The organism is Geodermatophilus normandii (assembly GCF_003182485.1).
GTDB classification, from domain to species: Bacteria; Actinomycetota; Actinomycetes; order Mycobacteriales; family Geodermatophilaceae; genus Geodermatophilus; species Geodermatophilus normandii.
In genome coordinates this window covers 2,331,280-2,355,579 of record NZ_QGTX01000001.1, presented here as the reverse complement: position 1 = coordinate 2,355,579, position 24,300 = coordinate 2,331,280, and the positions used below count along the sequence as shown (strand labels likewise).

Genomic DNA, 24,300 nt, shown 5'->3' with positions numbered 1-24,300 from the left:
CCGGGCAGCGCCGTCACCCTTCCTGGTGAGGTGCTGGAACGGCCCCGCTGCAGGGACCCGCCACGAGCGGAGCGAGTGGTGGGGGGCAGCGGGGTCCTCCCGTCAGCCGCAGATGGCGCCCCGGGCCGCCGAGCCGACCAGCTTGGCGTACTTGCCGAGGACCCCGGTGGTGTAGCGCGGGGGCAGCGGCGACCAGTCCTGGCGGCGCCGGGCGAGCTCGTCGTCGTCGACCAGGAGGTCCAGCGTGCGGGCGGCGAGGTCGAGCCGGATGCGGTCGCCGTCCTGCACGAACGCGATCGGGCCGCCGTCGGTGGCCTCGGGCGCGACGTGGCCGACGCACAGTCCCGTGGTCCCGCCGGAGAACCGGCCGTCGGTGAGGAGCAGGACGTCCTTGCCCAGGCCCGCGCCCTTGATGGCGCCGGTGACGGCGAGCATCTCGCGCATGCCCGGCCCGCCCCGGGGGCCCTCGTAGCGGATGACGACGACGTCGCCGGCCTGCAGCCTGCCCTCGGTGACGGCGTCCATGGCGCCCTGCTCGCCGTCGAAGACGCGCGCGGTGCCCTCGAAGACGTCGGCGTCGAACCCGGCCGACTTGACGACCGCGCCCTCCGGCGAGAGCGAGCCGCGCAGGATCGTCAGGCCGCCGGTCCGGTGGATGGGGTTCTCCATCGCGTGCACGATCGTGCCGTCGAGGTCCGGCGGGGCGATCTCGGCCAGGTTCTCGGCCATCGTCTTCCCGGTCACGGTGAGCGTGTCGCCGTGCAGCAGGCCGGCGTCGAGCAGCGCCCGCAGCACGACCGGGACGCCGCCCACGCGGTCGATGTCGGTCATGACGAACCGGCCGAACGGCTTGACGTCGGCCAGGTGCGGGGTGCGGTCGCCGATCCGGTTGAAGTCGTCGAGCGTGAGGTCGACCTGCGCCTCGTGGGCGATCGCCAGCAGGTGCAGCACGGCGTTCGTGGAGCCGCCGAGCGCCATCACCACGGTGATCGCGTTCTCGAAGGCCTCCCTGGTCATGATCTGGCGGGCGGTGATGCCCTTGCGCAGCAGGTTCACCACGGCCTCGCCGGAGGCGACGGCGAAGGCGTCGCGGCGGCTGTCGGGCGCGGGCGGGGCGGCGCTGCCGGGCAGGGCCATGCCGAGCGCCTCGGCGACGCTGGCCATGGTGTTGGCCGTGTACATGCCGCCGCAGGAGCCCATGCCCGGGCAGGCGGCGCGCTCGACGGCGGCCAGCTCGTCCTGGGTGATCAGCCCGCGGGCGCAGGCGCCGACGGCCTCGAAGACGTCGATGATCGTGAGGTCGTCGCGGTCACCGAGCCTCCCGGGCAGCGTGGAGCCGGAGTAGAGGAAGACGCTGGCGAGGTCGAGCCGCGCGGCGGCCATGAGCATGCCGGGCAGGGACTTGTCGCAGCCGGCGAGCAGCACCGAGCCGTCGAGCCGCTCGGCGAACATGACCGTCTCGACCGAGTCGGCGATGACCTCGCGGCTCACCAGCGAGGCGCGCATGCCCTCGTGGCCCATCGAGATGCCGTCGGAGACGGAGATGGTGCCGAACTCCAGCGGGAAGCCGCCGGCGGCGTGCACGCCCTCCTTGGCCCGCTTGGCCAGCCGGTCCAGCGAGAGGTTGCACGGGGTGATCTCGTTCCACGACGAGGCCACGCCGATCTGCGGCTTGTCCCAGTCGTCGTCGCCCATGCCGACGGCGCGCAGCATCGCCCGGGCCGGGGCCCTGGTGATGCCGTCGGTCACCTCGCGGCTGCGGGGCTTGACGTCGGCGGTGGTGCGGGGGTCGTCCACGGTCGTCACGGACGCCGAGGGTAGGCGCGCCCCGGTCCCCGCCCCAGGGGCGGCTGATACTGGTACCGACACCACCACCTCCGGGAGCCGCCGTGTCCGCCACCGCCCGCCGGGAGCTCGCCGAGTTCCTCCGCTCCCGTCGCGCGCAGGTCGACCCCCGCGACTCCGGCCTGCCGCCGGGCGGCCCGCGGCGGACTCCGGGCCTGCGCCGGGAGGAGGTCGCGCTGCTCTCCGGCGTGAGCGCCACTTGGTACACGTGGCTGGAGCAGGGCCGCGACATCCGCCCCTCCCGCCAGGTCGTCGAGGCGCTGGCCCGCACCCTGCGGATGTCACCGGCGGAGTCGGAGTACGTGCTGCGGCTGACCGGGCACGGGGGCGCCGCGCCGGCCGGCGGGGCCGCCGGGATGCCCGGGCACGTGCAGCGGCTGCTCGACGCGCTCGGCCCCTCCCCCGCCTACGCCATCACCGCCGACTGGTCGATCGCCGGCTGGAACCGCGCCTACGAGCGCTTCTACCCCGGGGTGGCCGCGGTGCCCGCGGCCGAACGGAACCTGCTCTGGCTGGTCTTCACCGACCCCGCCGTCCGCGCGCTGCTCGCCGACTGGCCCGGCGACTCCCAGCGGTTCCTCACCCAGTTCCGGGCCGAGGTGGGCCACCGGCTGGCCGACCCGGCCGTCGTCGGCCTCGTCTCCCGGCTCGAGGCGGCCAGCCCGCACTTCCGCGCCGGCTGGGCCCGCCACGACGTCGACCGCTTCAGCTCCGCCGAGCGGCGCTTCGAGCACCCCGAGGTGGGCAGCCTGCTGCTCGAGCACCACCAGCTCACGCCCGCCGACGCCCCGGGCCTGCAGCTCGTCGTCTACACCGCGGCCGACGGCAGCGAGTCCGCCCGGCGGCTGCTGCGGCTGGCCGGTCAGCCCGCCGGGGGCTGAGGCACGTCGATCCGGCCGCCGGACCACCCGGCCAGCCGCGGCAGGTCGCGGGCGCGCAGCACCGGCAGCCGCACCTCGCCCCCGCCGGTGGTGACCAGCCGCAGCCGGGCGTTGCGGCCCACGCGGATGCCGGCCAGGTCGTCCCAGGCCACCCGGCGCTGCCCCAGCAGGCCGCGGGTGGTGATGGCGTCGTCGTCGACGTCGACCCCGACGCGCAGCACCCAGACCGCCGCCAGCAGCGGGAGCAGCAGGACCAGCGCGGCCCACGGGGAGGCCGCGGCGAACGGGAGCACGCAGACGGCGAGGAAGACGACGGGCAGCAGCGCGACCCGGCTCAGGCGCATGCGCGCGAGGGATGCCACGCCGCCATGATCCGTCAGTAGTCGGCGACGACGTCGGCCAGCGGCTCCCCGGCCAGGATGCGGCGCACCTGCGCGACGACGGTGGCCTCGGCCCGGGCGCCGGTGTCCGGCACCGCCCCGGCCACGTGCGGGGTGAGCAGCAGGCCGGGTGCCGACCACAGGGGGTGGCCCTCGGGCAGCGGCTCGGGCTCGGTGACGTCGAGCGCGGCGCGCAGGCGGCCCGCGGTCAGCTCGGCGAGCAGCGCGTCGGTGTCGACGACGACCCCGCGGGCGGCGTTGACCAGCAGCGCGCCGTCCCGCATCGCCGCGAGGAAGCCGGCGTCGACCAGGCCGGTGGTCTCGGGGGTCACCGGCACGATCACCACGACGACGTCGGCCTCCGGCAGCAGCCGCGGCAGCTCGTCGGTGCCGCGGACCCCGTCGCGGGCGGTGCGCGCGACGTAGGTCAGGTCGACGTCGAAGGGGGCCATCATCGCGCCGACCCGGCGGCCGATGTCCCCCGCGCCGACGACGAGCACCCGCGCGCCCACCAGCGAGGAGTAGGTGCGCGGCGCCCACCGGCCGGCGGCCTGCTCGCGGACCAGCTCGGGCAGGCCGCGCTGGGCGGCCAGCGTCGCGGCCAGCACCCACTCGGCCGTCGAGGGCGTGTGCGCGCCGCGGGCGTTGCACAGCGCGACGCCCCCGGGCAGCCGGCCGACGAAGCGCTCGGCGCCCGCGCTGACCAGCTGCACCAGCCGCAGCCGCGGGAGAGCGCCGAGGAACTCCTCCGTCGGGCTCGCGGCACCGCCGCCGGGCACCCACACCTGCGCCTGCGCGGCCTCTCCCGACGGCGGGCCGTCGTCGGGGTCCACGCGCAGGGCGCGCACCCGCGGGGACAGCGCCTCGACCGCCCCGGCCATCGCCCCGGAGGGGACGAGGACGGTCAGCGTCTCGTCGGGGCCGACGACGTCGGTGCCGCGGATCTCGGGAGCCACGGGCTCCGACCCTAGGCCCGTACATTGGGCCCGGTGAGGCGGCAGCGGGGACGGCGGGGTGCCGCCGCGGGGTGCGTGGTGGCCCTGACGCTGCTGCTGGCCGCCTGCGGCGAGGACGGCTACGAGCCGGCCGGCCCGTTCCGGCCGCTGCCCGAGGGCCCGCCGCCCGAGGTCGGGCCGCCCACCGAGTCCTCCCCCGCGCCCTCTCCGGGCGACCCCGCCGACCCCGGCGCCGGCACCGCCGGCGGGGACCCCAACGTCGTCGCCACCGGCCTGACGGTGCCCACCGGCCTGGTCGTGCTGCCCGACGGCACCGCGGTCGTGGGCGAGCGCGAGACCGGCCGGCTGCTGCAGGTGTTCCCCGACCGCTCGCCGGCCCAGGAGCTCATGGTCCTCCCCGGCATCGACACCGCCGGAGACGGCGGGCTGCTCGGCCTGGCCCTGTCGCCGACGTTCGACGAGGACGGGCTCTTCTACGCCTACGTCTCCACGGCCACCGACAACCGCGTCGTCCGCTTCCCGATCGGCGGCACGCCGAACCCGGTGCTCACCGGGCTCCCCCGCGGGGAGGTGCACAACGGCGGCGGGCTGTCGTTCGCCCCCGACGGCACGCTCTTCGTCGGCACCGGCGACAGCGGGGACCCGGCGCTGGCGCAGGACCCGGCCTCGCTCGGCGGCAAGGTGCTGCACGTCGACGTCTTCGGGCAGCCCGTCAGCGGCGCCGGCCCGGTGTACAGCAGCGGCTTCTCCGACGTCACGGCCCTCTGCCCGTCCGGCGACGAGGCGGGCACGGTCTACGCCGTCGACGAGTCCAGCGCCGGGCCCGACGAGCTCGACGAGCTGGTGCAGGGCAGCGACCACGGCTGGCCCGCCGCGGGCGCCGGGACGATCACGCCGGTGCTGGAGATCGACAACGCCGAGGGCGGGCTCGGCGGCTGCGCCGCCGCCGGCACCACCGTGTTCCTCGGCGCGATGGACGGCCAGCGGGTGACCGTCGTGCAGGTCGACGGCAACGGCGGCGTGGCCGAGGACCCGACCGAGCTGCTCGCCGGGCGCTACGGCCGGCTGCGCACGGTGGTCCTCGACAGCGAGGGCGGGCTGTGGATCACCACGTCGAACAAGGACGGCATCGGCACGCCCGCCGAGGACGACGACAAGGTGCTGCGGATCCTGCCGCCGTCGTCGACCGGCAGCTCCCCCCTCTGACGAGCCCGGGGCGGGCACCCCGGCCGGGGTGCCCGCCCCGGGCTCAGCTGCTGAGGACGCGCTCCTCGAGCATCCGGCGGACGGTGGCCGCGTCGGCCTGGCCGCGGGTGGTCTTCATGACCGCCCCGACCAGCGCGCCGAGCGCCTGCACCTTGCCGCCGCGCACCTTCTCGACGACGTCGGGCGCGCCGACGATCGCGGCGTCGACGGCGGCGACGAGCTCGTCGGACTCCCCCATCACCGCCAGGCCGCGGGCCGCGACGACGGCGCGCGGGTCGCCCTCGCCGGCCAGCACGCCGTCGAGCGCCTGCCGGGCCAGCTTGTCGTTGACCGTGCCCTCGGCGACGAGCGCGGTCAGCTCGGCCACCTGGGCCGGGGTGACGGCGAGGTCGGCCAGCTCGACGCCGGCGTCGTTGGCCCGCCGGGCGAGCTCGCCGAGCCACCACTTGCGGGCGTCGGCCGGGGTGGCGCCGGCGGCGACGGTCTGCTCGACCAGCCCGAGCGCCCCGGCGTTGACCAGCCAGGTCATCTCGGTGCCCGACAGGCCCCACTCCTGCTGCAGGCGGCCGCGCCGGGCGGCGGGCAGCTCGGGCAGCCCGGCGGCGAGCTTCTCCACCCACTCCGCGTCCGGGGCGAGCGGCACGAGGTCGGGCTCGGGGAAGTACCGGTAGTCGGTCGCCTCCTCCTTGCTGCGGCCCGGCGACGTGCTGCCGGTGTCCTCGTGGAAGTGCCGCGTCTCCTGCACCACCCGGCCACCGGCGTCGAGCACGGCGGCCTGCCGGCGCATCTCGTAGCGCACGGCGCGCTCGACCGACCGCAGCGAGTTGACGTTCTTCGTCTCGGTGCGGGTGCCCCACTCCAGGCTGCCGACCGGGGCGAGGGAGGTGTTCACGTCGCAGCGCAGGCTGCCCTGCTCCATCCGCACGTCGGAGGCACCGAGCGTCTGGATGATCTCGCGCAGCTCGGTGACGTACGCGCGGGCGACCTCGGGGGCCTTCGCGCCGGCGCCGGCCACCGGGCGGGTGACGATCTCGACGAGGGGGATGCCGGCCCGGTTGAAGTCGACCAGCGAGTGGTCGGCGCCGTGGATGCGGCCGGTGGCCCCGCCGACGTGCAGGTTCTTGCCGGTGTCCTCCTCGAGGTGCACCCGCTCGATCTCCACGCGGTAGGTCTGCCCGTCGACCTCGACGTCGAGGTGCCCGGCGGTGCACAGCGGCTCGTCGTACTGGCTGGTCTGGAAGCCCTTGGGGATGTCCGGGTAGAAGTAGTTCTTCCGGGCGAAGCGCGACCAGCCGGCGATCCGGCAGCCCAGGGCCAGGCCGATCCGGATGGTCGACTCGATGGCCGCGGCGTTGGCCACCGGCAGCGACCCGGGCAGGCCCAGGCAGACCGGGCAGGTCTGGGTGTTGGGCTCGGCGCCGAACGTCGTCGCGCAGCCGCAGAACATCTTCGACTCGGTCCCCAGCTCGACGTGGGTCTCCAGGCCGATGACCGGCTCGTAGCGGGTGAGGACGTCGTCGAACTCGACGAGGGTCTCGCTCACGGGGTGGGGCCTCCCTTGGGTGCGGTGCTGCGGCCGGTGACCCAGGCACCGATGCCGGTCAGCACGCCCAGGACGATGAAGACGGCGAAGACGGCCCGGTCGGTGACCAGCCAGAGCACCAGCCCGGCCAGGACCACGAAGGCGACCAGGCCCCAGGCGGCCTTGAGCGCGCCGGTCACGCGGCACGCTCCGCGAGCCGGTCGGCGAGGGGTGCGCCCTGCGCGGACTCGACCGCGGCGGCGACCCGGTAGCAGCGGTCGTCGGACAGCGCCGGGGCCATCACCTGCAGGCCGACCGGCAGCCCCTCGGACAGCCCGCAGGGCACCGAGATGGCCGGGACGCCGGCGAGGCTGGCCGGCAGCGTGCACAGGTCCGCGGCGTACATGGCCAGCGGGTCGTCGACCCGGGCGCCGATGGGCCAGGCCACCGTGGGGCTGGTCGGGCTGACCAGCACGTCGACGGCGTCGAAGGCGGCGGAGAAGTCGCGCGTGATGAGCGTGCGGACCTTCTGCGCCTGGCCGTAGTAGGCGTCGTAGTAGCCCGCCGACAGCGCGTAGGTGCCGAGGATGATCCGCCGCTTCACCTCGGGGCCGAAGCCCTGCTCGCGGGTGAGCGCCATGACCTCGTCGATGTCGCGGCTGCCGTCGTCGCCGACCCGGATGCCGAACCGCATGCCCTCGAAGCGGGCGAGGTTCGACGACGCCTCGCTGGGGGCGATGAGGTAGTACGCCGGCAGGGCCAGGTCGAACGCCGGGCAGGACACCTCGCGGACCTCGGCGCCGGCCGCCTCGAGCAGCGCCACCGCCTCGGCGAAGCGCTCGAGGACCCCGGCGTCGTAGCCGTCGCGGGCACCCTCGCCGCCGAGCTCCCGGACGACGCCGACCCGCAGGCCGGACAGGTCGCCCGCGGCACCGCGGCGGGCGGCCTCGACGACGGTGGGCACCGGGGCGTCGATCGACGTCGAGTCGCGCGGGTCGTGGCCGCCGATCGCCTCGTGCAGCAGGGCGGCGTCCATGACCGTGCGGGCCATCGGGCCGGCCTGGTCCAGGCTCGAGGAGAAGGCGATCAGGCCGTAGCGCGACACCGAGCCGTAGGTGGGCTTGTGCCCGACCAGGCCGGTGACGGCGGCGGGCTGGCGGATCGACCCGCCGGTGTCGGTGCCCAGCGCGAAGGGCGCGAGGTGGCCGGCGACCGCGGCGCTCGACCCGCCCGAGGACCCGCCGGGGATGCGGTCACGGTCCCACGGGTTGCGGGTGACCCGGTACGCGGAGTTCTCGGTGGACGAGCCCATCGCGAACTCGTCCATGTTGGTCTTGCCGAGCAGGACGGTGCCGGCGTCGTGCAGCCGGCCGGCGACCGTGGCGGAGTACGGCGGGCGCCACCCCTCGAGGATCCGCGAGCCGCTGGTGGTGGGCACGCCCTCGGTGACGAAGACGTCCTTGAGCGCCACGGGGATGCCGGCCAGGCCGGTGCCGGCGGTGCCCGAGGCGTCGATCTCGCCGGCCCGCGCGAGCGCGGCGTCGGCGTCGACGTGGAGGTAGGCGCCGAGGTCGCCGTCCACGGCGGCGATGCGGTCGAGGTGGGCGCGGGTGACCTCGACGGCGGAGGTCTCGCCGGAGGCCAGCGCGGCCTGCAGCGCGGTGACCGGCAGGGCGGTGAGGTCGCTCACTCCTCCTCCCCCAGGATGCGCGGCACGCGGAAGCGGTCCTCGTCGGCGGCGGGGGCGCCGGCCAGGACGACGTCGCGGGGCAGGCTGGGGGTGACGACGTCGTCGCGCAGCACGTTGGTCAGCGGGACGGCGTGCGTCGTGGGGACGACGTCACCGGCGTCGGCGCGCTGCACCTGGGCCACCGCGTCGAGCACCGCGCCCAGCTGACCTGCGAAGCGGTCGAGCTCCTCGTCGGTGACGGCCAGCCTGGCCAGCCGCGCGAGGTGCGCGATGTCCTGACGGCCGAGGGCCGGGTGGGCGGCCGTGGTGGCAGTGGGCTCGTCGCCCGGTGCTGGGGTGTTCATGCGGGGGCGGGACTCCTGTCGTCGGCGCCGGCCGGCGCCAGGGACGCAACCCGGTCACTGTACGTGGGCCGCGGGGCGGGCCGGTCCGACCGGGCACGGTGCTCGACCACGGGCCGCGCATGGGGGAAGCTGCTCGGAACTCGATCGACGGAGATCGGCTCGCACCTCGTCGCCCGCGGAGGAACCGTGTCCTATCTCCTGCGCCTGGTCGTGCCCGACCGCCCCGGTCTGCTCGGCGCGGTCGCGACCGCGCTGGGCGCCGCGGGCATCGACATCGTCTCGGTCGACGTGCTCGAGCGCGGCGGCGGCGTCGCCGTCGACGACATCGTGGTGGACCTGCCGCCCGACCGGCTGCCCGACAGCCTCATCACCGCCGCGCAGGCGGTGCCCGGGGTGCAGGTGGAGACGCTGCGGCCCTTCGCCGGCCCGCTGGACACCCACCGCGAGCTCGACCTGCTCGAGGAACTGGCCCGCGCCGCCGAGGGCACCGCGGTCAAGCTGCTGGCCGGTGAGCTGCCGCGGGTCTTCCACAGCGGTTGGGCCGCGGTGCTGCAGGCCGCCGACGGCGGCTGCGGGGTGCTGGCCGCCTCCGACGCGGCGCCGGCCTTCGACGGCATGGCACTGCCGTGGCTGCCGCTGTCCTCGCCGCTGCTGCTGCCCAGCGAGGACGACTGGCTGCCCGGGCGCTGGCGGGAGATGGCCGTGGAGATGATGGCCGCGCCCTTCGGGGACCCGCGCACCGCCGTCGTCCTGGGCCGCTCGGGCGGGCCGGTGTACCGCCGCTCGGAGCTGCTGCGGCTGACCCACCTCACCGGCATCGCCGCCGGCGTCGCCCACCTGCCCCCGGCCTGACCTGGGGGTTCTTCATCCCCAGCCGTTGTGCAACATCGTGTTCGAACGTATGATCGAACATGTGACGGGATCCTCGACCGCGGTGCTCGACGCGCCGGCCTCCACGCCTCCGGGTGTCGGCTGGGCGTCGAGGCCGCTGGGCGAGGTGCAGGCCGCCGACCGGGAGATCTCGCGCCAGACGGCACGGCGGTACCGGGCGGTCGCCGCGTTCGCCGCCACTCGCCCGGCCTCGGCCGACCGGGCGCAGGGGGAGCCCGGGGCGATGTCGGCCGAGCGGTGGGCTCGGCGGTCTGCGGTGTTGCGGCCGGTGAGCGAGTGGGCCACCCAGGAGCTGGCGGTCGCGCTGTCGCTGTCGGCCGAGGCGGCGCAGGCGCTGCTGGAACGCTCGCTGACGCTGGTGCACCGCCTGCCGGCCACGCTGGACGCACTGGAGGCCGGGGTGCTGCACGCCGGGCACGTGTGGCCGCTGCTGGACAGGGTCGCCCCGATCGCCGACGACGCGCTGCGCACCCGGCTGGAGACCGACCTGCTGGCGTGGGCGGCGGGGCGGGTGACCACCCCGGCGCAGCTGGGAGACAAGACCCGCCGGGAGGTGCTCAAGCACGACGCCCGCGCCGCGGCCGACCGGCTGGCCCGGGCGGTCCGCGAGCGGGGCGTCAGCGCCCGGCCGGACCGGGTCGAGGGGACGAGCGTGGTCTCGGCGCTGCTGACCACCCCGGAGGCGGCGGCGCTGGTGGCGGCGCTGGGTGCCTACGCCGACGCGCTGCCCGCCGATCCAGATGACATCCGGACCCGCGGGCAGAGGATGGCCGACTGCCTGCTGGACCTGGTGCTGCGGCCCGGTGAGTCCGACCTCCCGCCGGTGCAGGTGGTCCTGTCGGTGGTCGCGCCGCTGGGAGCGTTGCTCGGCGGAGACGCTCCGTGCGAGATCGACGGGCAGGTGGTGCCGGCGGAGACGGTCCGCGCGCTGCTGGCTGCGCTGACCGGCCACCCACTCATCACCCCGGCCGACACCGCAACCGCCGACACCGCACCCACCGACACCGCACCCACCAGCACCGCACCCACCAGCACCGCACCCACCAGCACCGCACCCACCAGCACCGCACCCACCAGCACCGCACCCACCGACGCCGCACCCGCCGGCAGCCATGGCCTCGGCCCGATCGAGGTCCCGGTCCGGCCGGCCGTGCCGGTGGACCCGGAGTTCGCGCGGTGGTGGACGGCCACTGTGCGCCGCGTGCTGACCGAGGAGCTGGCCGGCGGGCAGCCGCCCCTGGTCGATGCCGCCGAGCTGCAGGCCCGCTGGGCGGTCGACGAGGAACCGCCCGAGACCGGTCCACCGCCCCAGGACGGGCCGCTGCCGGACGGGGCGTCCGACCAGTGGTGGGCGCGCGCCGATCGCGCGGTCGACGCGGCCGGCGATGCGGTCCTCGCCGCGCAGCAGGCACTCGGTCGTGCCCGCCGGCTGGTCGCCACCGCCGCCCGGGCCGATGCCGCCGACGAGGCCGCCTGGGCGAACAGCCCCGCCGGGCGGGTCACCACCGCACCCGACGCCCTCACCGCCCTGGCCGCCGCCACCGACCACGCCCGCGCGGCCCTCACCGGCCTGCTGGCCGCAACGGGCGGCGGCGGGCTCGCCGACCGCCCGCGCCTCGTGCTCACCGACGCCCTGACCGGCGCGCTGCTCACCCTCACCGACCTGCCCGCCCTGCGCCGCGCAATCGCCCAGGGCGGTGGCCTCGGCCCGCCCGGTCGGGCCGACGGCTACCGCCCCGGCGCCGCCCTCGACCGCCACGTCCGCACCCGCGACCGCCGCTGCCGCTTCCCCGGCTGCCGCCGCCGCGTCCCCCGCGGCGGCGACCTCGACCACGCCGTCCCCTGGCCCGCCGGACCCACCACCGCCGCCAACCTGGCCGGCTACTGCACCGGCCACCACCGCGGCAAGCACCAGGCACCCGGCTGGCGACACACCCTCACCCCCGACGGCACCCTCACCGTCACCACACCCACCGGCCTCACCGCGGTCACGGAGCCACCGCCGTACTGAGATCGCCCCGGCGACTCCGGTGAGCCTCCGTCTCCCGCCGGAGCGTCGGCCACGGTGCCGGGCACGACCGTCGACGACAGTCGCGCGCAGCTCACCGCCTGGCATAGACCGGCCTGACCGCGGGGCGGTTCTCAGCCGCGCGGCGAGGTCACCTTCTCCGGGGAGATCCGGACCAGGAGTCGGACCTGGTCCCGGCCGCCGAACCACGGGTACGGACGGCCGATGTAGCGCTGGGACAGCTCGTCGATGTGCTCGCGGGCGCCGTCCTCGGTGACCTCGGTGACGCGGCCGCGCACCTCGAAGTAGCGGCTCGGGTCGTCGGGATCGGCCACGTTGAGCGCCACCCGCGGGTCGCGCTCGACGTTGCGGACCTTCTGGTGCCCTCGGACGGTGTTGATCAGGACGTCGCGCCCGTCGGTGTCCACCCAGGTCTGCGTCATCTGCGGCGAGCCGTCGGGCATGAGGGTCGAGAGGAAGCAGGGGCTGGGACGGCGCAGCAGGTCGAGCAGGGCGTCGGGCAGGGACACGCGGAGGTCCTTCCGGAGGGGTGGACCCCGCCCCTACCCGCGACCACCCGCGTCACTCCGCCGGCGGTCCGCTCCCGTCACCGATGGTCGCCACGGCACGAGCGGCCTCGGGCCCCTCCTCGAGCAGCACCCGCAGCCCGTCGTCGTCGAGGATGGGCGCCTTCACCTGCACGGCCTTGTCGTACTTGCTGCCCGGGTCGGCGCCGACCACCACGAAGCCGGTCTTCTTCGACACCGAGCCGGTCACCTTGCCGCCGCGCTCCTGGATCGCGGCGATCGCCTGGTCGCGGCTGTGGTCGCGCAGCGACCCGGTGACCACGACGGTGACGCCGGTCAGCGGCCCGGGCGGGGCGTCCTCACCGGCGTCGGCGAGGCTCACCCCGGCCCGGCGCCACTTCTCCACGACCTCGCGGTGCCAGTCGACGGCGAACCAGTCACGCAGGGAACGGGCGATCGTCGGGCCCACGCCGTCGGCGGCGGCCAGCTCATCCTCCGACGCCTCGGCGATCCGGTCGAGGGACCGGAAGTCGCGGGCCAGCGCCTGCGCGGCCGTCGGGCCGACGTGCCGGATCGACAGCGCGACCAGCACCCGCCACAGCGGGACCTGCTTGCGGGTCTGCAGGTTGGCCAGCAGCCGCTGCCCGTTGGCCGAGAGGCTGCCGTCCTTCTTCGTGAAGAAGCTGGTGCGGCGGAGCTTCTCCTCGGTGAGGTCGAAGACGTCGCCCTCGTCCTCGAGCAGGTGCTCGGCCAGCAGCGCGATCGCCGCCTCGTAACCGAGCACCTCGATGTCGAAGGCGCCGCGGCCGGCGACGTGGAACACGCGCTCCCGCAGCTGCGCCGGGCACGACTGCGCGTTCGGGCAGCGGATGTCGGCGTCGCCCTCCTTCTCGTGGCGCAGCTCGGTGCCGCACTCGGGGCAGTGCGTGGGCATGACGAACTCGTGCTCGTCGCCGGTCCGCGCGGCGACCACCGGCCCGAGGATCTCGGGGATGACGTCACCGGCCTTGCGGATGACGACGGTGTCGCCGATGAGCACGCCCTTGCGCTTGACCTCGCTGGCGTTGTGCAGCGTGGCGAGCTGCACGGTCGAGCCCGCGACCTTCACCGGCTCCATGTAGCCGAACGGCGTCACCCGGCCGGTGCGCCCCACGTTGACCCGGATGTCGAGGAGCTTGGTGGTCGCCTCCTCCGGCGGGTACTTGAAGGCGATCGCCCAGCGCGGCGCCCGCGCGGTCGAGCCCAGCCGGCGCTGCAGCGCGACCTGGTCGACCTTCACGACGACGCCGTCGATCTCGTGCTCCACCGAGTGCCGCTGCTCCCGGTAGCGCTCGATGAAGGCCCACACCGCCTCGAGGTCGTCGACCACCGCGTAGCGGTCGCTGACCGGCAGGCCGAGGGCGCGCAGCCGCTCGTAGGCCTCCGACTGGCGATCCGCCTCGAACCCCCGCCGGGCGCCGAGGCCGTGCACCACCAGCCGCAGCGGCCGGGAGGCGGTGATGCGCGGGTCCTTCTGCCGCAGCGAGCCCGCGGCGGCGTTGCGCGGGTTGGCGAAGGGCGGCTTGCCCTGCTCGACCATCCCGGCGTTGACGTCGGCGAAGGCCGCCGTCGGGAAGTAGATCTCGCCACGGACCTCGAGCAGCTCGGGGACGTCGTCGCCGGCGAGGTGCTGCGGGACGTCCTGCATGGTGCGGACGTTGGCCGTGACGTCCTCTCCCGTCGTCCCGTCGCCGCGGGTGGCCGCGCGGACCAGCCGGCCCCGCTCGTAGACGAGGGCGACCGCCACGCCGTCGACCTTCAGCTCGCACAGCCAGCCGACCCCCGACCCGGCGTCGCGGACCACCCGGCCGGCCCACGCGGACAGCTCGTCGCTGTCGAAGACGTTGTCCAGGCTCTGCATGCGCTCGAGGTGCTGCACGGGCGCGAACGTGGCGGTGAAGCCGCCGTTGACCTTCTGGCTCGGCGACTCCGGGGTCACCAGCGCCGGGTGCTGGGCCTCGATGGCCTTGAGCTCGGCCATGAGCTGGTCGTACTGCCCGTCGCTGACCAGCGGCTCGTCACGCACGTAGTACGCGAAGGCGTAGCGGTCCAGCTCCTCGGACAGGTCGCGGTGTCGGGTGCGCGCCCCGTCGGGGACCTCGGTCAGGTCCTCCCGGTCGGCGACCGCGGCGACCTGCGGGGCATCGACTTCCGCGTCCGTGCTCACGGCGACGACGGTATCCGGCGGCTACGACGCGGGACCTGCCGTTCCCCTGCCGGGGTGTCACTCGGGCAGGAGGTACCTCGCGGCCTCGCTGACGTGGGTCATGGCGGCCCGCGCGTAGGCCGGGCTCGCGCCGGCCAGCCCGCAGGCCGGGGTGAGCGTGACGGCCTCGTGCAGGTCGTCGGCCGGGAACCCGAGCTCGCGCCACCACGCCCGCAACCGCGAGGCGGTGGCCCTCGGCGCCGGCAGCGCCGCGTCGGTGCCGGGGACGACCCCGGGCAGCAGGTGGACGCCTGCGTCGACCGCGGACCCGACGGCGTCGAGGTCCTGGACCAGCCCCAGGTCGAACGACAGCCCGGCGGCGCCGGCGGCGCGCAGCAGGTCCAGGGGTGCCCGGTCGGCGCAGCAGTGCACGACCACCGGCGCGGGGACGGCGGCGACGACCGCGGCCAGCTCCGCCTCGACGTCGGGCGCGGCGACGGCGGGCAGCCGACCGAACCCGCTCACCGTCGGCAGCGCGCCCTGCAGGACCGCGGGCAGGGACGGCTCGTCGAGCTGGACGACGACCTGCGCTCCGGGCACGCGCGCGGCGACGGCGGCGACGTGCGCGGCGAGGCCCTCGGCGAGCGACTGCCCGAGGTCGCGGCGGGCCCCGGGGTCGACGACGGCCCGCTCCCCCCGCTCGCGCTCGAGGCCGGCGGCCAGCGTCCACGGCCCCGCCGCCTGCACCTTGAACGGGCCGCGGTGCCGCTCGGCGACGTCGTGCAGGGCGTCGAGGTCGCGGGCGAGGAACTCCTGGGCCCGCCGCAGGTCCCGGCCGGCGCGCGGCACGAGGCGCCATCCGGCCGGGGTGAGGTCGACGGCGAGGTCGACCAGCAGCGCGGCGCTGCGCCCGATCAGGTCGGCGCCGGCCCCGCGGGCGGGCAGCTCGGGCAGGTGCGGCAGGCCGGGCAGCTCACCCAGCACGACGCGCAGCGCCTCGGCCGGGTCGGTGCCGGGCACCGACCCGACGCCCGAGGCCGGCCCCCACGCTGCGGGGGCCGGCCTCGGGTCGGGACTGGTCTCGGGCTCGGTCGGGGTGGCCACGGCGGCGACGGTAGTCCCGCCGCCGCCGGGGCCGGACCGGCCCGGGGTGGTGCGGTCGGTCAGACGGGCAGGCCGTGGTCGGCGGCCGGCGGGCTGACCGGGGAGCTGGTCCGGAAGTAGGCGACCAGCGCGTCGACGTCGACCGGCCCGGTGACCAGGTTCGTCCCGCCGGTGAAGGCGGTGAACGAGTCCCCGCCCGCGGTGAGGAACGAGTTGGCCGCGACCCGGTAGGCGGTGGCCGCCCCCAGCACCGTGCCGTTCAGCGTGATCGAGTCGTCGAGCACGCGGTCCCCGTACGGCCGGCTCAGGTCGTACCGGTAGCTGAAACCGGCGGAGGTGCCGAGGACCAGCGTGGTGTTGCGCGGGCCGCCGACCTGGAACTGCTGCTCCAGCACGTCGTCGATCTGCGCGCCGGTCAGCGTGACCGCGTTGACGGTGTTGCCGAAGGGCTGGACGGCGAACAGCTCGCCGTAGGTCACCTCGCCGGCCTCGATGTTCGTGCGCACGCCGCCGGGGTTCATGAAGGCGATGACCGGGTGGCCGAACTGCGCCTGCTGCAGGGCCACGCGCTGGGCCTCGGCGACCAGGTTGCCGATGGGCTGCTCGACACCGCGCTGGTTGGACGCCGAGTTGCCGATGAAGGCCGTGGCCGAGCCGACGACGGCGTTGCGGGCGTCGGCCGCGCGGGCGTTCCAGTAGTCGACGATCGACTGCACCTCGGGGTCGGCCGCCTCGCGGGTCACCGGCACGTTGGTGGCGCCGTAGGCCGCCGACGTCCGGTTCACGTCACCGGTGCTGCGGTCGATGGGCAGCCGGATGTCGGTCACCAGGCGGCCGTAGTAGCCGGCCTGGGTGACCAGCCGCGGCGTGCCGCTCGGGTCGTCCAGCCGGCAGTTGTAGGCGTTGTGGCTGTGCGCGCTGACGATCAGGTCGACGGCCGCGGAGGTGCGGGCGTTGATGTCGACGATCGGCCCGGTCAGCCCGGTGCACTTGTTCGCCGTCGCGGCGGCGCTCGGGTCGGTGACGGTGCCGCCCTCGTGGATGAGCACGCCGATCGCCTGGATGCCCTGACGCTGCAGCACCGGCACCCAGCGGTTGATCGCGTCGGCCTCGTCGATGAAGGTGACGTCGGCCACGCCGTCGGGCGAGACGATGGTCGGGGTGGTCTCGGTGACCACGCCGATGAGGGCGACGCGCTGGTCGGCCGGGGTCCGGAAGACCTGGTACGGCGGCAGCATCGGCTCGTTCGTGGTCTTGTCGATGACGTTCGCGGCCAGGTAGGGGAAGTCGGCGCCGTGGAAGGCGTGCTCGCCCTCCCCGAAGCAGCCGTCGACACCCGGGGTGATGCCCTCGCACGCGGTGACGTCGTCGCTGTAGGTGCCGTCGGTCGCGGCGGAGATGCGGCGCAGCTCCTCGGTGCCGCGGTCGAACTCGTGGTTGCCCACGGAGGACACGTCCAGGCCCATGGCGTTGAGGGCCTCGATGGTCGGCTCGTCCTTGTAGACGCTGGACTCGAACGGCGAGGCGCTGACCAGGTCACCGGCCCCGACGAAGAACGACGTGGAGGGCCCCTGCGTAGTGTCCTTGAAGGTGGCCTCGAGCCGCTGCACGGTGGCGGCGATCTGGGCCGCACCGCCCACCGGCACGACGACGTCGTCGCCGGTGCCGTAGCGGCCGTCGGTGCCCGGCGCGGTGGCCAGGGAGCCGTCGGCGCCGCCCTGCGGGGTGATCCGGCCGTGGAAGTCGTTCATGGCCAGCAGCTGGACGGTCACGTCCTTCGGTGCTGCCTGGGCCACGGTGGGCACGGCCAGCAGGCCGGCCGTGGTCGCCACCGCGGCGGCGGCGGCGAGGGAGAGGCGCGTTCTGCGCAAGGAGTCCTCCGGGGACGTGCGGCCGGGTCACCGGGACGGTGGCCGGGAGCGAGGATCGTGAGCCGAGGTACATAGCCGTGCTCATGGAGTGGCTCGCCGGACACGTTAGGTGACGAACCGGTCCGGCACCAGGCCCGCCGGATGACGTCTGGGTGACAGCCGTCAGCCGGCGACGGTCCCCTGTCCGAGCACCAGGTCACCGTGGACGGGGTCGGGCGCGTAGAGGACGGCCGACTGCCCGGGCGCGACGCCGCGCTGCGCCTCGTCGAGGTCGAGGACCAGTCCGCCGTCCGCCCCGGCGGTCACCGTGCACGCGACGGGCGACGAGTGGGCCCGCAGCTGCACCTCGGCGCGCAGCGGGAGTGTCGGTGCCGGCCCGGTCCAGGTGGGCGGGGCGGTGCGGACCCGGGCGACGCCGGCCAGCTCGGCGGTCCCCACGGTCACGGTGCGGGTGACCGGCTCGATCGACAGGACGTAGCGCGGCCGCTGGTCACCGACGGCGATGCCCAGCCCGCGGCGCTGCCCGACGGTGAACCCGTGCGTCCCCTCGTGGGTGCCGACCGTGGCGCCGGTGGCGGCGTCGACGACCGGCCCCGGCCGCACGCCGAGGCGCCGGGTGAGGAAGCCGCGGGTGTCGCCGTCGGGGATGAAGCAGATGTCGTGCGAGTCGGGCTTGGTGGCGACGGCGAAGCCGCGCTCGGCGGCGATCGCGCGGACCCGCTCCTTGGTCATCGACCCCAGCGGGAACCGCGCCCCGGCCAGCTGCTCGGCGGTGAGCACGCCCAGCACGTAGGACTGGTCCTTGGCGGCGTCCACCGACCGGCGCAGCCGCCCGTCGGCCAGCCGCGCGTGGTGGCCGGTGACGACGGCGTCGAAGCCGAGCGCCAGCGCCCGGTCGAGCACCGCGGTGAACTTGATCCGCTCGTTGCACCGCAGGCACGGGTTGGGTGTGCGGCCGGCCGCGTACTCGGCCACGAAGTCGTCGACGACGTCGTCGGTGAACCGCTCGGCGAGGTCCCAGACGTAGAACGGGATGCCCAGCTCGTCGGCGACCCGCCGTGCGTCGTGGGCGTCCTCGACGCTGCAGCAGCCGCGAGCCCCGCTGCGCAGGGTCTGCCGGTCCGGCGAGAGCGCGAGGTGCACCCCCGTGACGTCGTGGCCGGCGTCGACGGCGAGCGCGGCCGCGACCGCGGAGTCCACTCCCCCGCTCATGGCGGCGAGGACCCGCACTAGCGCCCCCTCCCCGCCCGGCGGGCGCGCTCGACCACGGGGGCGATCACGGCCAGCAGGGCGTCGACGTCGGCGTCGGTGCTCGTCGACCCCAGGCTGAACCGCAGCGAACTGCGCGCCCGGTCGGCCTCGGCGCCGACGGCGGTGAGCACGTGGCTGGGTCGCGCGACGCCGGCGCTGCAGGCCGAGCCGGTGGAGCACTCGATGCCGCGGGCGTCGAGCAGCATGAGCAGGGCGTCGCCCTCGGCGCCCGGGAAGGACAGGTGCGCGTTGCCCGGCAGCCGCCCGGGCCCGCCGGCGAGCACGTCGTCGAGCGGGGCGCCGTTGAGCTGCGCGTCGGGCACCTGCTCGAGCACGCCGGCCACCAGCCGGTCGCGCAGGGCCGACAGCCGGGCGGCCCGCTCGGCGCGGGCGGCGACGGTGGTGGCCGCGGCGGTGGCGAGGCCGACGATGGCCGGCACGTCGAGGGTCCCCGACCGCACGTCGCGCTCCTGGCCGCCGCCGTGCAGCAGCGGCGTGCACTCGGCGTCGCGGCGCAGCAGCAGCACCCCGGCGCCCATCGGCCCGCCGAGCTTGTGCCCGGTCATGGTGAGCGCGTCCACGCCGCTGGCGGCGAAGCCGACCTGCACCTGGCCGACGGCCTGCACCGCGTCGGTGTGCAGCGGCACCCCGACCGCGTGCGCGACGTCGGCCAGCGCGGCGACGTCGCTCACCGTGCCGATCTCGTTGTTGGCCCACATCACGCTGGCCACGGCGACGTCGGAGCCGTCACCGAGCGCGTCGGCGAGCGCCTCGGGGGTCACGCGGCCGGTGGGCTCCAGGTGCAGCCACGTGACCTCGGCGCCCTCGTGCTTGGCCAGCCACTCGGCGCTGTCGAGGACCGCGTGGTGCTCGGCGGGGCTCACCACGAGCCGCCGCCGGCGGGAGTCGGCCTCCCGCCGCGCCCAGAACAGCCCCTTGACCGCGAGGTTGTCGCTCTCGGTACCGCCGCCGGTGAAGAGCACCTCCGACGGGCGCGCGCCCAGCGCCTCGGCGAGCCGCTCGCGCGACTGCTCGGCGGCCCGGCGCGCGGCGCGGCCGCTGGCGTGCAACGACGAGGCGTTGCCGACCCGGGCCCACTGCTCGGTCATGGCGGCCAGCACCTCGGGGAGCACCGGCGTGGTGGCCGCGTGGTCGAGGTAGGTCACCGGCCCAGGTTAGTCGCGCACGACGGACCCGACCGGGGGACGCCGGGGACTCCCCTCACACGCCGACGGGCGCCGACCCCGGGGAGGGATCGGCGCCCGTCGGGCGAGGTGCTTCTCTACTTGCGGGCGGCGATCTGCTCGGTGGCGGCGGGGACGACCTGGAACAGGTCGCCGACGACGCCGAAGTCGGCCAGCTCGAAGATCGGGGCCTCGGGGTCCTTGTTGACGGCCACGATGGTCTTGCTGGTCTGCATGCCGGCCCGGTGCTGGATGGCGCCGGAGATGCCGACCGCGATGTAGAGCTGCGGCGAGACGGTCTTGCCGGTCTGCCCGACCTGGAAGCTGTGCGGGTAGAAGCCGGAGTCGACCGCGGCGCGCGAGGCGCCCACGGCGGCGCCGAGGGAGTCGGCCAGGCCCTCGATGATCGAGAAGTTCTCGGCGCTGGCCACACCGCGGCCGCCGGAGACGACGATCGAGGCCTCGGTCAGCTCGGGCCGGTTGCTCTTCTGCTCGACGACCTTGTCCACGACGCGGGTCTGCTTCGCGGCGTCGGACAGGCTGACCTGCACCGCGACCTCCTCGCCCGCGGCCGGGGCCGGCTCGGGGGTGATCGAGTTGCCGCGCAGCGTGTAGATCGGGATGCCCGCCGTCACCCTGGAGTGGACGATCTGCTGGCCGGCGAAGACCACCTGGGTGGCGGTGCCGTCGGCGGCGATGTCGCTGACGTCGGTGAGGAAGCCGCTGCCGGTCTTCAGCGCCAGGCGGGCGGCGACCTCGCGGCCCTCCGCCGACGACGGGATGACGACGGCGGCCGGGGACGCCTGCTGCACGAGCTGCGCGAGCACCTCGGCCTTCGGGGCGACGAGGTACTCGTCGATCTCCGGGGACTCCGCGACGTAGACCTTCGCCGCGCCGTACTCGGCCAGCTGCTCGCGGGCGCCGGCGGCGACACCGGGGCCGCCGGCGACGACCGCCGAGACCTCACCGAGCGCCCGCGCGGCGGTGAGCGCCTCGAGGGTGCCCTTGCGGACGGTGCCGTCGGCCGGGTTCAGCTCGACGAGGACCAGGACCTCTGCCATGACTGTTGCCTCTCCTCTTCGCTTCGATCGCGGCCGGGTCAGACGAGCTTCTGGCTGGCGAGGAAGCCCACGAGCTCCTGCGCGCCGTTGCCCTCGTCGGTGACCTTCACGCCCTCGCCCTTCGGCGGGCGGCCGGCGAAGTCCACGACCTGGCTGGTGGCGGTGGCCAGGCCGACGCTCGAGGCGTCCACGCCCAGGTCGGCCAGCGACTTGCTCTCGACCGGCTTCTTCTTGGCGGCCATGATCCCCTTGAAGGAGGGGTAGCGCGGCTCGTTGATGGTGTCCCAGGTGGACACGATCGCCGGCAGCGGGGCCTCCAGGGCCCAGTAGCCGCCGTCGGTCTGCCGCTCGACCTGCACCTTGCCGTCGGCGACCGTGAGCTTGCGGGCGCCGGACACCTGCGGGATGCCCAGCCGCTCGGACAGCAGCGCCGGCATCACGCCCATCTGCCCGTCGGTCGACGTCGCGCCCATGAGCACGAGGTCGTACTGCATCTGCTGCAGCGCCGCGGCGAGGACCGCCGAGGTCTGGATCGCGCACGAGCCGTGGATGGCGTCGTCGGAGACGTGCACCGCCTTGTCCGCGCCCATCGACAGGGCCTTACGGATGGCGTCGGTGGCGCTGCCGGGGCCGACGGTCAGGACGGTGACCTCACCGCCCTGGGCGTCCTTGACCTGCAGCGCCTCCTCGATCGCGTACTCGTCGATCTCGTTGATGACGTTGTCCGCGGTGGCGCGGGCGACGGTGTTGTCCGACGGGTCCAGCGAACGCTGGGTGCCGGAGTCGGGGACCTGCTTGACCAGAACGACGATGTTCATCGCCAGACCTACCTCCGCGATCGGTCATGGGGGACGCGGGCCGCGGCCCGCCTGGCTCCGATAGTGGAGGTTACTGCGGGGTAACGGCGCACCGAGCCGGGGTGCCGGTGAGCCCCGTCACGCCGTCCAGCGGCCGGTGGCGGCGAACTCCTCCAGGACGGCGGTGCACGGCTCCAGGTCCAGGCCGCACCGGGCCACCCACGCGTCGGAGTGGTAGGTGTGCGCGTACCGCTCGCCGCCGTCGCAGAGCAGGGTGACGACGCTGCCGCGGCGCCCGGCCGCGACCATCTCGGCGACGAGCTTGAACGCGCCCCAGAGGTTCGTGCCGGTCGAGCCGCCGGCCCGCCGCCCCGTCGTCCGCTCCAGGTGCCGCACCGCCGCCAGCGAGGCGGCGTCGGGCACGCGGATCATCCGGTCGACCACCGACGGCAGGAACGACGGCTCCACCCGCGGCCGGCCGATCCCCTCGATCCGCGACGGCAGGCCGGTGGTCCACGCCGGCTCGTCCTCGACCCAGCCGGGGAAGAACGCGGAGTTCTCCGGGTCGACGACGGCCAGCCGGGTGGGGTGCCGCCGGAAGCGCAGGTAGCGGCCGAAGGTCGCGCTCGTGCCGCCGGTGCCCGCGCCGACGACGACCCACTCGGGCACCGGGTGGCGCTCGAGGGCCATCTGCTCGAACACCGACTCGGCGATGGTGTTGTTGCCGCGCCAGTCGGTGGCCCGCTCGGCGTGGGTGAACTGGTCGAGGTAGTGCCCGCCCGTCTCGGCGGCCAGCCGGCGCGCCTCGTCGTACATCTCCGGCGCCTTCTCCACGAAGTGGCAGCGTCCGCCGTGGCGCTCGATGAGCGCCACCTTCTCGGGGCTGGTCGAGGCGGGCATGACCGCGACGAAGGGCAGGCCGAGCATCCGGGCGAAGTAGGCCTCGCTGATCGCCGTCGACCCGCTGGAGGCCTCGACGACGGTGCTGCCCTCGGCGATCCAGCCCGAGCACAGGGCGTGCAGGAACAGCGAGCGGGCCAGCCGGTGCTTGAGGCTGCCGGTCGGGTGCGTCGACTCGTCCTTGAGGTAGAGGTCGACGCCCCACTCGGGTGGCAGCGGGTACACCAGCAGGTGCGTGTCGGCGCTGCGCACCGCGTCGGCCTCGACGGCGGCGATGGCGCGCTCCAGCCACGCCCGCCCGGTGCGGTCGGACCGGTCGACGTCGGTGACCCCGTCGGGGGCCGGGGGCTCGCTCACCCGGCCATCCTCGTCCACCACCCGGGCCGGGCACGCACGCAGTGTCGCGGGGGGACTGCACTGCGAGGGGGCGCGGCGGCGGGGCCCGCGGCCGGGGACGCGCGCGACCGACGGCCGGGCCAGGCGGACACCGCGCTGCTTACCGTCCCCGCGCCACCCGCGTCTTTCCGGCCGGCTCGCCCTCCACCGCCCGGCCGGCCGAGGAGCCGCCATGTGTCCGCGACAGTTCGGCCCCTACCTCCTCGAGGAGGTGCTCGGCGTCGGTGGGATGGGCGAGGTCTGGCGCGCCCGGGACACCCGCCGGGAGCGCCTGGTCGCCCTGAAGCTCCTGCCGGAGAACCTCAACGGGGACCCCGAGTTCGCCAGCCGCTTCCGGCGCGAGTCGCACGTCGCCGCGCGGCTGCGCGAGCCGCACGTCATCCCGATCCACGACTACGGCGAGATCGACGGCCGCCTGTTCATCGACATGCGGCTGGTCGACGGCCGCGACCTCGGCGACCTGCTGGGCGAGGGACCGCTGCCGCCCCACCGGACGGTGGCGCTGCTGTCCCAGGTCGCCGACGCCCTGGAGGCGGCGCACGCCGACGCCCTGGTGCACCGCGACGTCAAGCCGAGCAACATCCTGGTGACGCCGACCGACTTCGTCTACGTGGTCGACTTCGGCATCGCCCGGTCGATCGGCAGCACCCGGACGTCGCTGACGATCACCGGCGCGACGGTCGGGACGCTGGACTACATGGCGCCCGAGCGCTTCACCGACCAGCCGATCGACGGGCGGGTGGACGTCTACTCGCTGGCCTGCGTCCTGGCCCAGTGCCTGACCGGACGCCGCCCGTTCCGCGGCGAGGACCTGCCGGCACTGCTCTACGCCCACCTCTACGTGGACCCGCCCCGGCCCAGCGAGCTGGTCGGGGCGTGCCCCCGGCTCTGGACGAGGTGATCGCCCGGGGCATGGCCAAGCGTCCCGAGGACCGCTACTCCACGCCGCGCGCACTGATCGACGCCGCCCGCGCGGCCCTGGAGCCGGGCGGCGCACCGGCCGCGCCGCCCGCGCCCGGGACGACGTCGCGGCCCCGGGACACCGAACCGGCGAGGACGCCGGCCGCCCCGCCGACCGTGCTCGGAGTGCGCTCCGGCGACGGCGCGCACAGCTCCGCGCAACAGCTGCCCGGGGCTCCGGCCGACGTCCCGGGACCCGCCCCGCGCTCCCGGCGCCGGCGGGTCGCGCTGGTCAGCGCGCTCGTGCTCGTCCTGGTCGCCGCCGGGCTCGGGGCCTTCCTGTGGCCCCGCGAGGACGGAGGGGCGGACGCCGCCGGCACGCCCCCGGCTCCCCGGCCGGC

General features: G+C 75.4%; 21 protein-coding genes. 5 read left to right on the top strand and 16 right to left on the bottom strand.

Annotated elements, in window-relative coordinates; all coding sequences use genetic code 11:
* Positions 1-102 precede the first annotated feature (102 nt).
* A complete protein-coding gene (gene ilvD, locus JD79_RS11580) occupies positions 103-1,806 on the bottom strand; it encodes a dihydroxy-acid dehydratase (protein WP_110005633.1) in 1,704 nt (567 codons plus the stop codon).
* An 83-nt stretch (positions 1,807-1,889) separates the two neighbouring features.
* Here ilvD and JD79_RS11575 point away from each other — a divergent pair, with 83 nt between their 5' ends.
* Entirely contained in the window at positions 1,890-2,726 is an 837-nt protein-coding gene (locus JD79_RS11575) for a helix-turn-helix transcriptional regulator (RefSeq protein WP_110005632.1), read from the top strand.
* Here the strand turns inward: JD79_RS11575 and JD79_RS11570 are convergent.
* Both JD79_RS11570 and JD79_RS11565 read right to left on the bottom strand, forming a co-directional pair.
* A complete protein-coding gene (locus tag JD79_RS11570; protein WP_245900033.1) occupies positions 2,708-3,088 on the bottom strand; it encodes a PH domain-containing protein in 381 nt (126 codons plus the stop codon). The two genes, JD79_RS11575 and JD79_RS11570, sit on opposite strands and share 19 nt — an antisense overlap.
* A 14-nt stretch (positions 3,089-3,102) precedes the next feature.
* The gene (locus JD79_RS11565) at positions 3,103-4,062 is read right to left on the bottom strand and encodes a 2-hydroxyacid dehydrogenase (RefSeq protein ID WP_245900032.1); all 960 of its coding nucleotides are present in this window, start codon (positions 4,060-4,062) and stop codon (positions 3,103-3,105) included.
* A gap of 33 nt (positions 4,063-4,095) precedes the next feature.
* Between JD79_RS11565 and JD79_RS11560 the strand changes: the two genes are divergently transcribed.
* On the top strand, positions 4,096-5,268 hold the full coding sequence (locus JD79_RS11560; protein ID WP_110007641.1) for a PQQ-dependent sugar dehydrogenase: 1,173 nt from the start codon (positions 4,096-4,098) through the stop codon (positions 5,266-5,268).
* Positions 5,269-5,311: 43 nt separating this feature from the next.
* On the opposite strand, the gene gatB is transcribed toward JD79_RS11560, so the two are convergent.
* The 4 genes from gatB to gatC are packed head-to-tail and all read right to left on the bottom strand — an operon-like array spanning position 5,312 to position 8,824.
* On the bottom strand, positions 5,312-6,811 hold the full coding sequence (gatB, locus tag JD79_RS11555) for an Asp-tRNA(Asn)/Glu-tRNA(Gln) amidotransferase subunit GatB (protein WP_110005630.1): 1,500 nt from the start codon (positions 6,809-6,811) through the stop codon (positions 5,312-5,314).
* Complete coding sequence (locus JD79_RS11550; protein ID WP_110005629.1) at positions 6,808-6,990, bottom strand: hypothetical protein; 183 nt, start codon at positions 6,988-6,990, stop codon at positions 6,808-6,810. Before JD79_RS11550 ends, gatB begins: the two co-directional genes overlap by 4 nt.
* Entirely contained in the window at positions 6,987-8,480 is a 1,494-nt protein-coding gene (gene gatA, locus JD79_RS11545; protein WP_110005628.1) for an Asp-tRNA(Asn)/Glu-tRNA(Gln) amidotransferase subunit GatA, read from the bottom strand. Before gatA ends, JD79_RS11550 begins: the two co-directional genes overlap by 4 nt.
* On the bottom strand, positions 8,477-8,824 hold the full coding sequence (gatC, locus tag JD79_RS11540; protein ID WP_110005627.1) for an Asp-tRNA(Asn)/Glu-tRNA(Gln) amidotransferase subunit GatC: 348 nt from the start codon (positions 8,822-8,824) through the stop codon (positions 8,477-8,479). The genes gatA and gatC overlap by 4 nt, the downstream gene beginning before the upstream one ends.
* A gap of 186 nt (positions 8,825-9,010) precedes the next feature.
* Between gatC and JD79_RS11535 the strand changes: the two genes are divergently transcribed.
* Together JD79_RS11535 and JD79_RS24260 are read left to right on the top strand one after the other, a co-directional pair.
* On the top strand, positions 9,011-9,676 hold the full coding sequence (locus JD79_RS11535) for an ACT domain-containing protein (RefSeq protein WP_110005626.1): 666 nt from the start codon (positions 9,011-9,013) through the stop codon (positions 9,674-9,676).
* Positions 9,677-9,737: 61 nt separating this feature from the next.
* Entirely contained in the window at positions 9,738-11,726 is a 1,989-nt protein-coding gene (locus JD79_RS24260) for an HNH endonuclease signature motif containing protein (protein ID WP_146220427.1), read from the top strand.
* A 131-nt stretch (positions 11,727-11,857) separates the two neighbouring features.
* Here JD79_RS24260 and JD79_RS11525 read toward each other — a convergent pair whose 3' ends face one another.
* The 9 genes from JD79_RS11525 to cds1 all read right to left on the bottom strand — a co-directional run bounded on the left by JD79_RS11525 (position 11,858) and on the right by cds1 (position 22,960).
* Positions 11,858-12,253: a PPOX class F420-dependent oxidoreductase gene (locus JD79_RS11525; RefSeq protein WP_110005624.1), complete on the bottom strand. Its 396-nt coding sequence runs from the start codon at positions 12,251-12,253 to the stop codon at positions 11,858-11,860.
* Positions 12,254-12,305: 52 nt separating this feature from the next.
* Positions 12,306-14,456, bottom strand: a complete 2,151-nt coding sequence (gene ligA / locus JD79_RS11520) for an NAD-dependent DNA ligase LigA (protein ID WP_110005623.1) — start codon at positions 14,454-14,456, stop codon at positions 12,306-12,308.
* Positions 14,457-14,513: 57 nt separating this feature from the next.
* A complete protein-coding gene (locus JD79_RS11515; protein ID WP_110005622.1) occupies positions 14,514-15,539 on the bottom strand; it encodes a uroporphyrinogen decarboxylase/cobalamine-independent methonine synthase family protein in 1,026 nt (341 codons plus the stop codon).
* Positions 15,540-15,598: 59 nt separating this feature from the next.
* Positions 15,599-17,410: a bifunctional metallophosphatase/5'-nucleotidase gene (locus JD79_RS11510; protein WP_110005621.1), complete on the bottom strand. Its 1,812-nt coding sequence runs from the start codon at positions 17,408-17,410 to the stop codon at positions 15,599-15,601.
* Between the two features lie 162 nt (positions 17,411-17,572).
* A complete protein-coding gene (mnmA, locus tag JD79_RS11505; protein WP_211307937.1) occupies positions 17,573-18,640 on the bottom strand; it encodes a tRNA 2-thiouridine(34) synthase MnmA in 1,068 nt (355 codons plus the stop codon).
* Positions 18,640-19,827 (bottom strand): cysteine desulfurase family protein, encoded by a 1,188-nt coding sequence (locus JD79_RS11500; RefSeq protein ID WP_110005620.1) that lies wholly within the window; start codon positions 19,825-19,827, stop codon positions 18,640-18,642. Before JD79_RS11500 ends, mnmA begins: the two co-directional genes overlap by 1 nt.
* A gap of 116 nt (positions 19,828-19,943) precedes the next feature.
* Entirely contained in the window at positions 19,944-20,906 is a 963-nt protein-coding gene (locus JD79_RS11495) for an electron transfer flavoprotein subunit alpha/FixB family protein (protein ID WP_110005619.1), read from the bottom strand.
* 38 nt (positions 20,907-20,944) lie between these two features.
* Positions 20,945-21,724 carry an electron transfer flavoprotein subunit beta/FixA family protein gene (locus tag JD79_RS11490; protein WP_110005618.1) on the bottom strand — a complete coding sequence of 260 codons (780 nt, stop codon included), beginning with the start codon at positions 21,722-21,724 and terminating at the stop codon, positions 20,945-20,947.
* Between the two features lie 117 nt (positions 21,725-21,841).
* Entirely contained in the window at positions 21,842-22,960 is a 1,119-nt protein-coding gene (gene cds1, locus JD79_RS11485; protein WP_110005617.1) for an L-cysteine desulfhydrase Cds1, read from the bottom strand.
* A 211-nt stretch (positions 22,961-23,171) separates the two neighbouring features.
* Between cds1 and JD79_RS23045 the strand changes: the two genes are divergently transcribed.
* Positions 23,172-23,900, top strand: coding sequence for a serine/threonine-protein kinase (locus JD79_RS23045; protein ID WP_211307936.1), 729 nt, complete (start codon positions 23,172-23,174; stop codon positions 23,898-23,900).
* Positions 23,901-24,300: the final 400 nt, after the last annotated feature.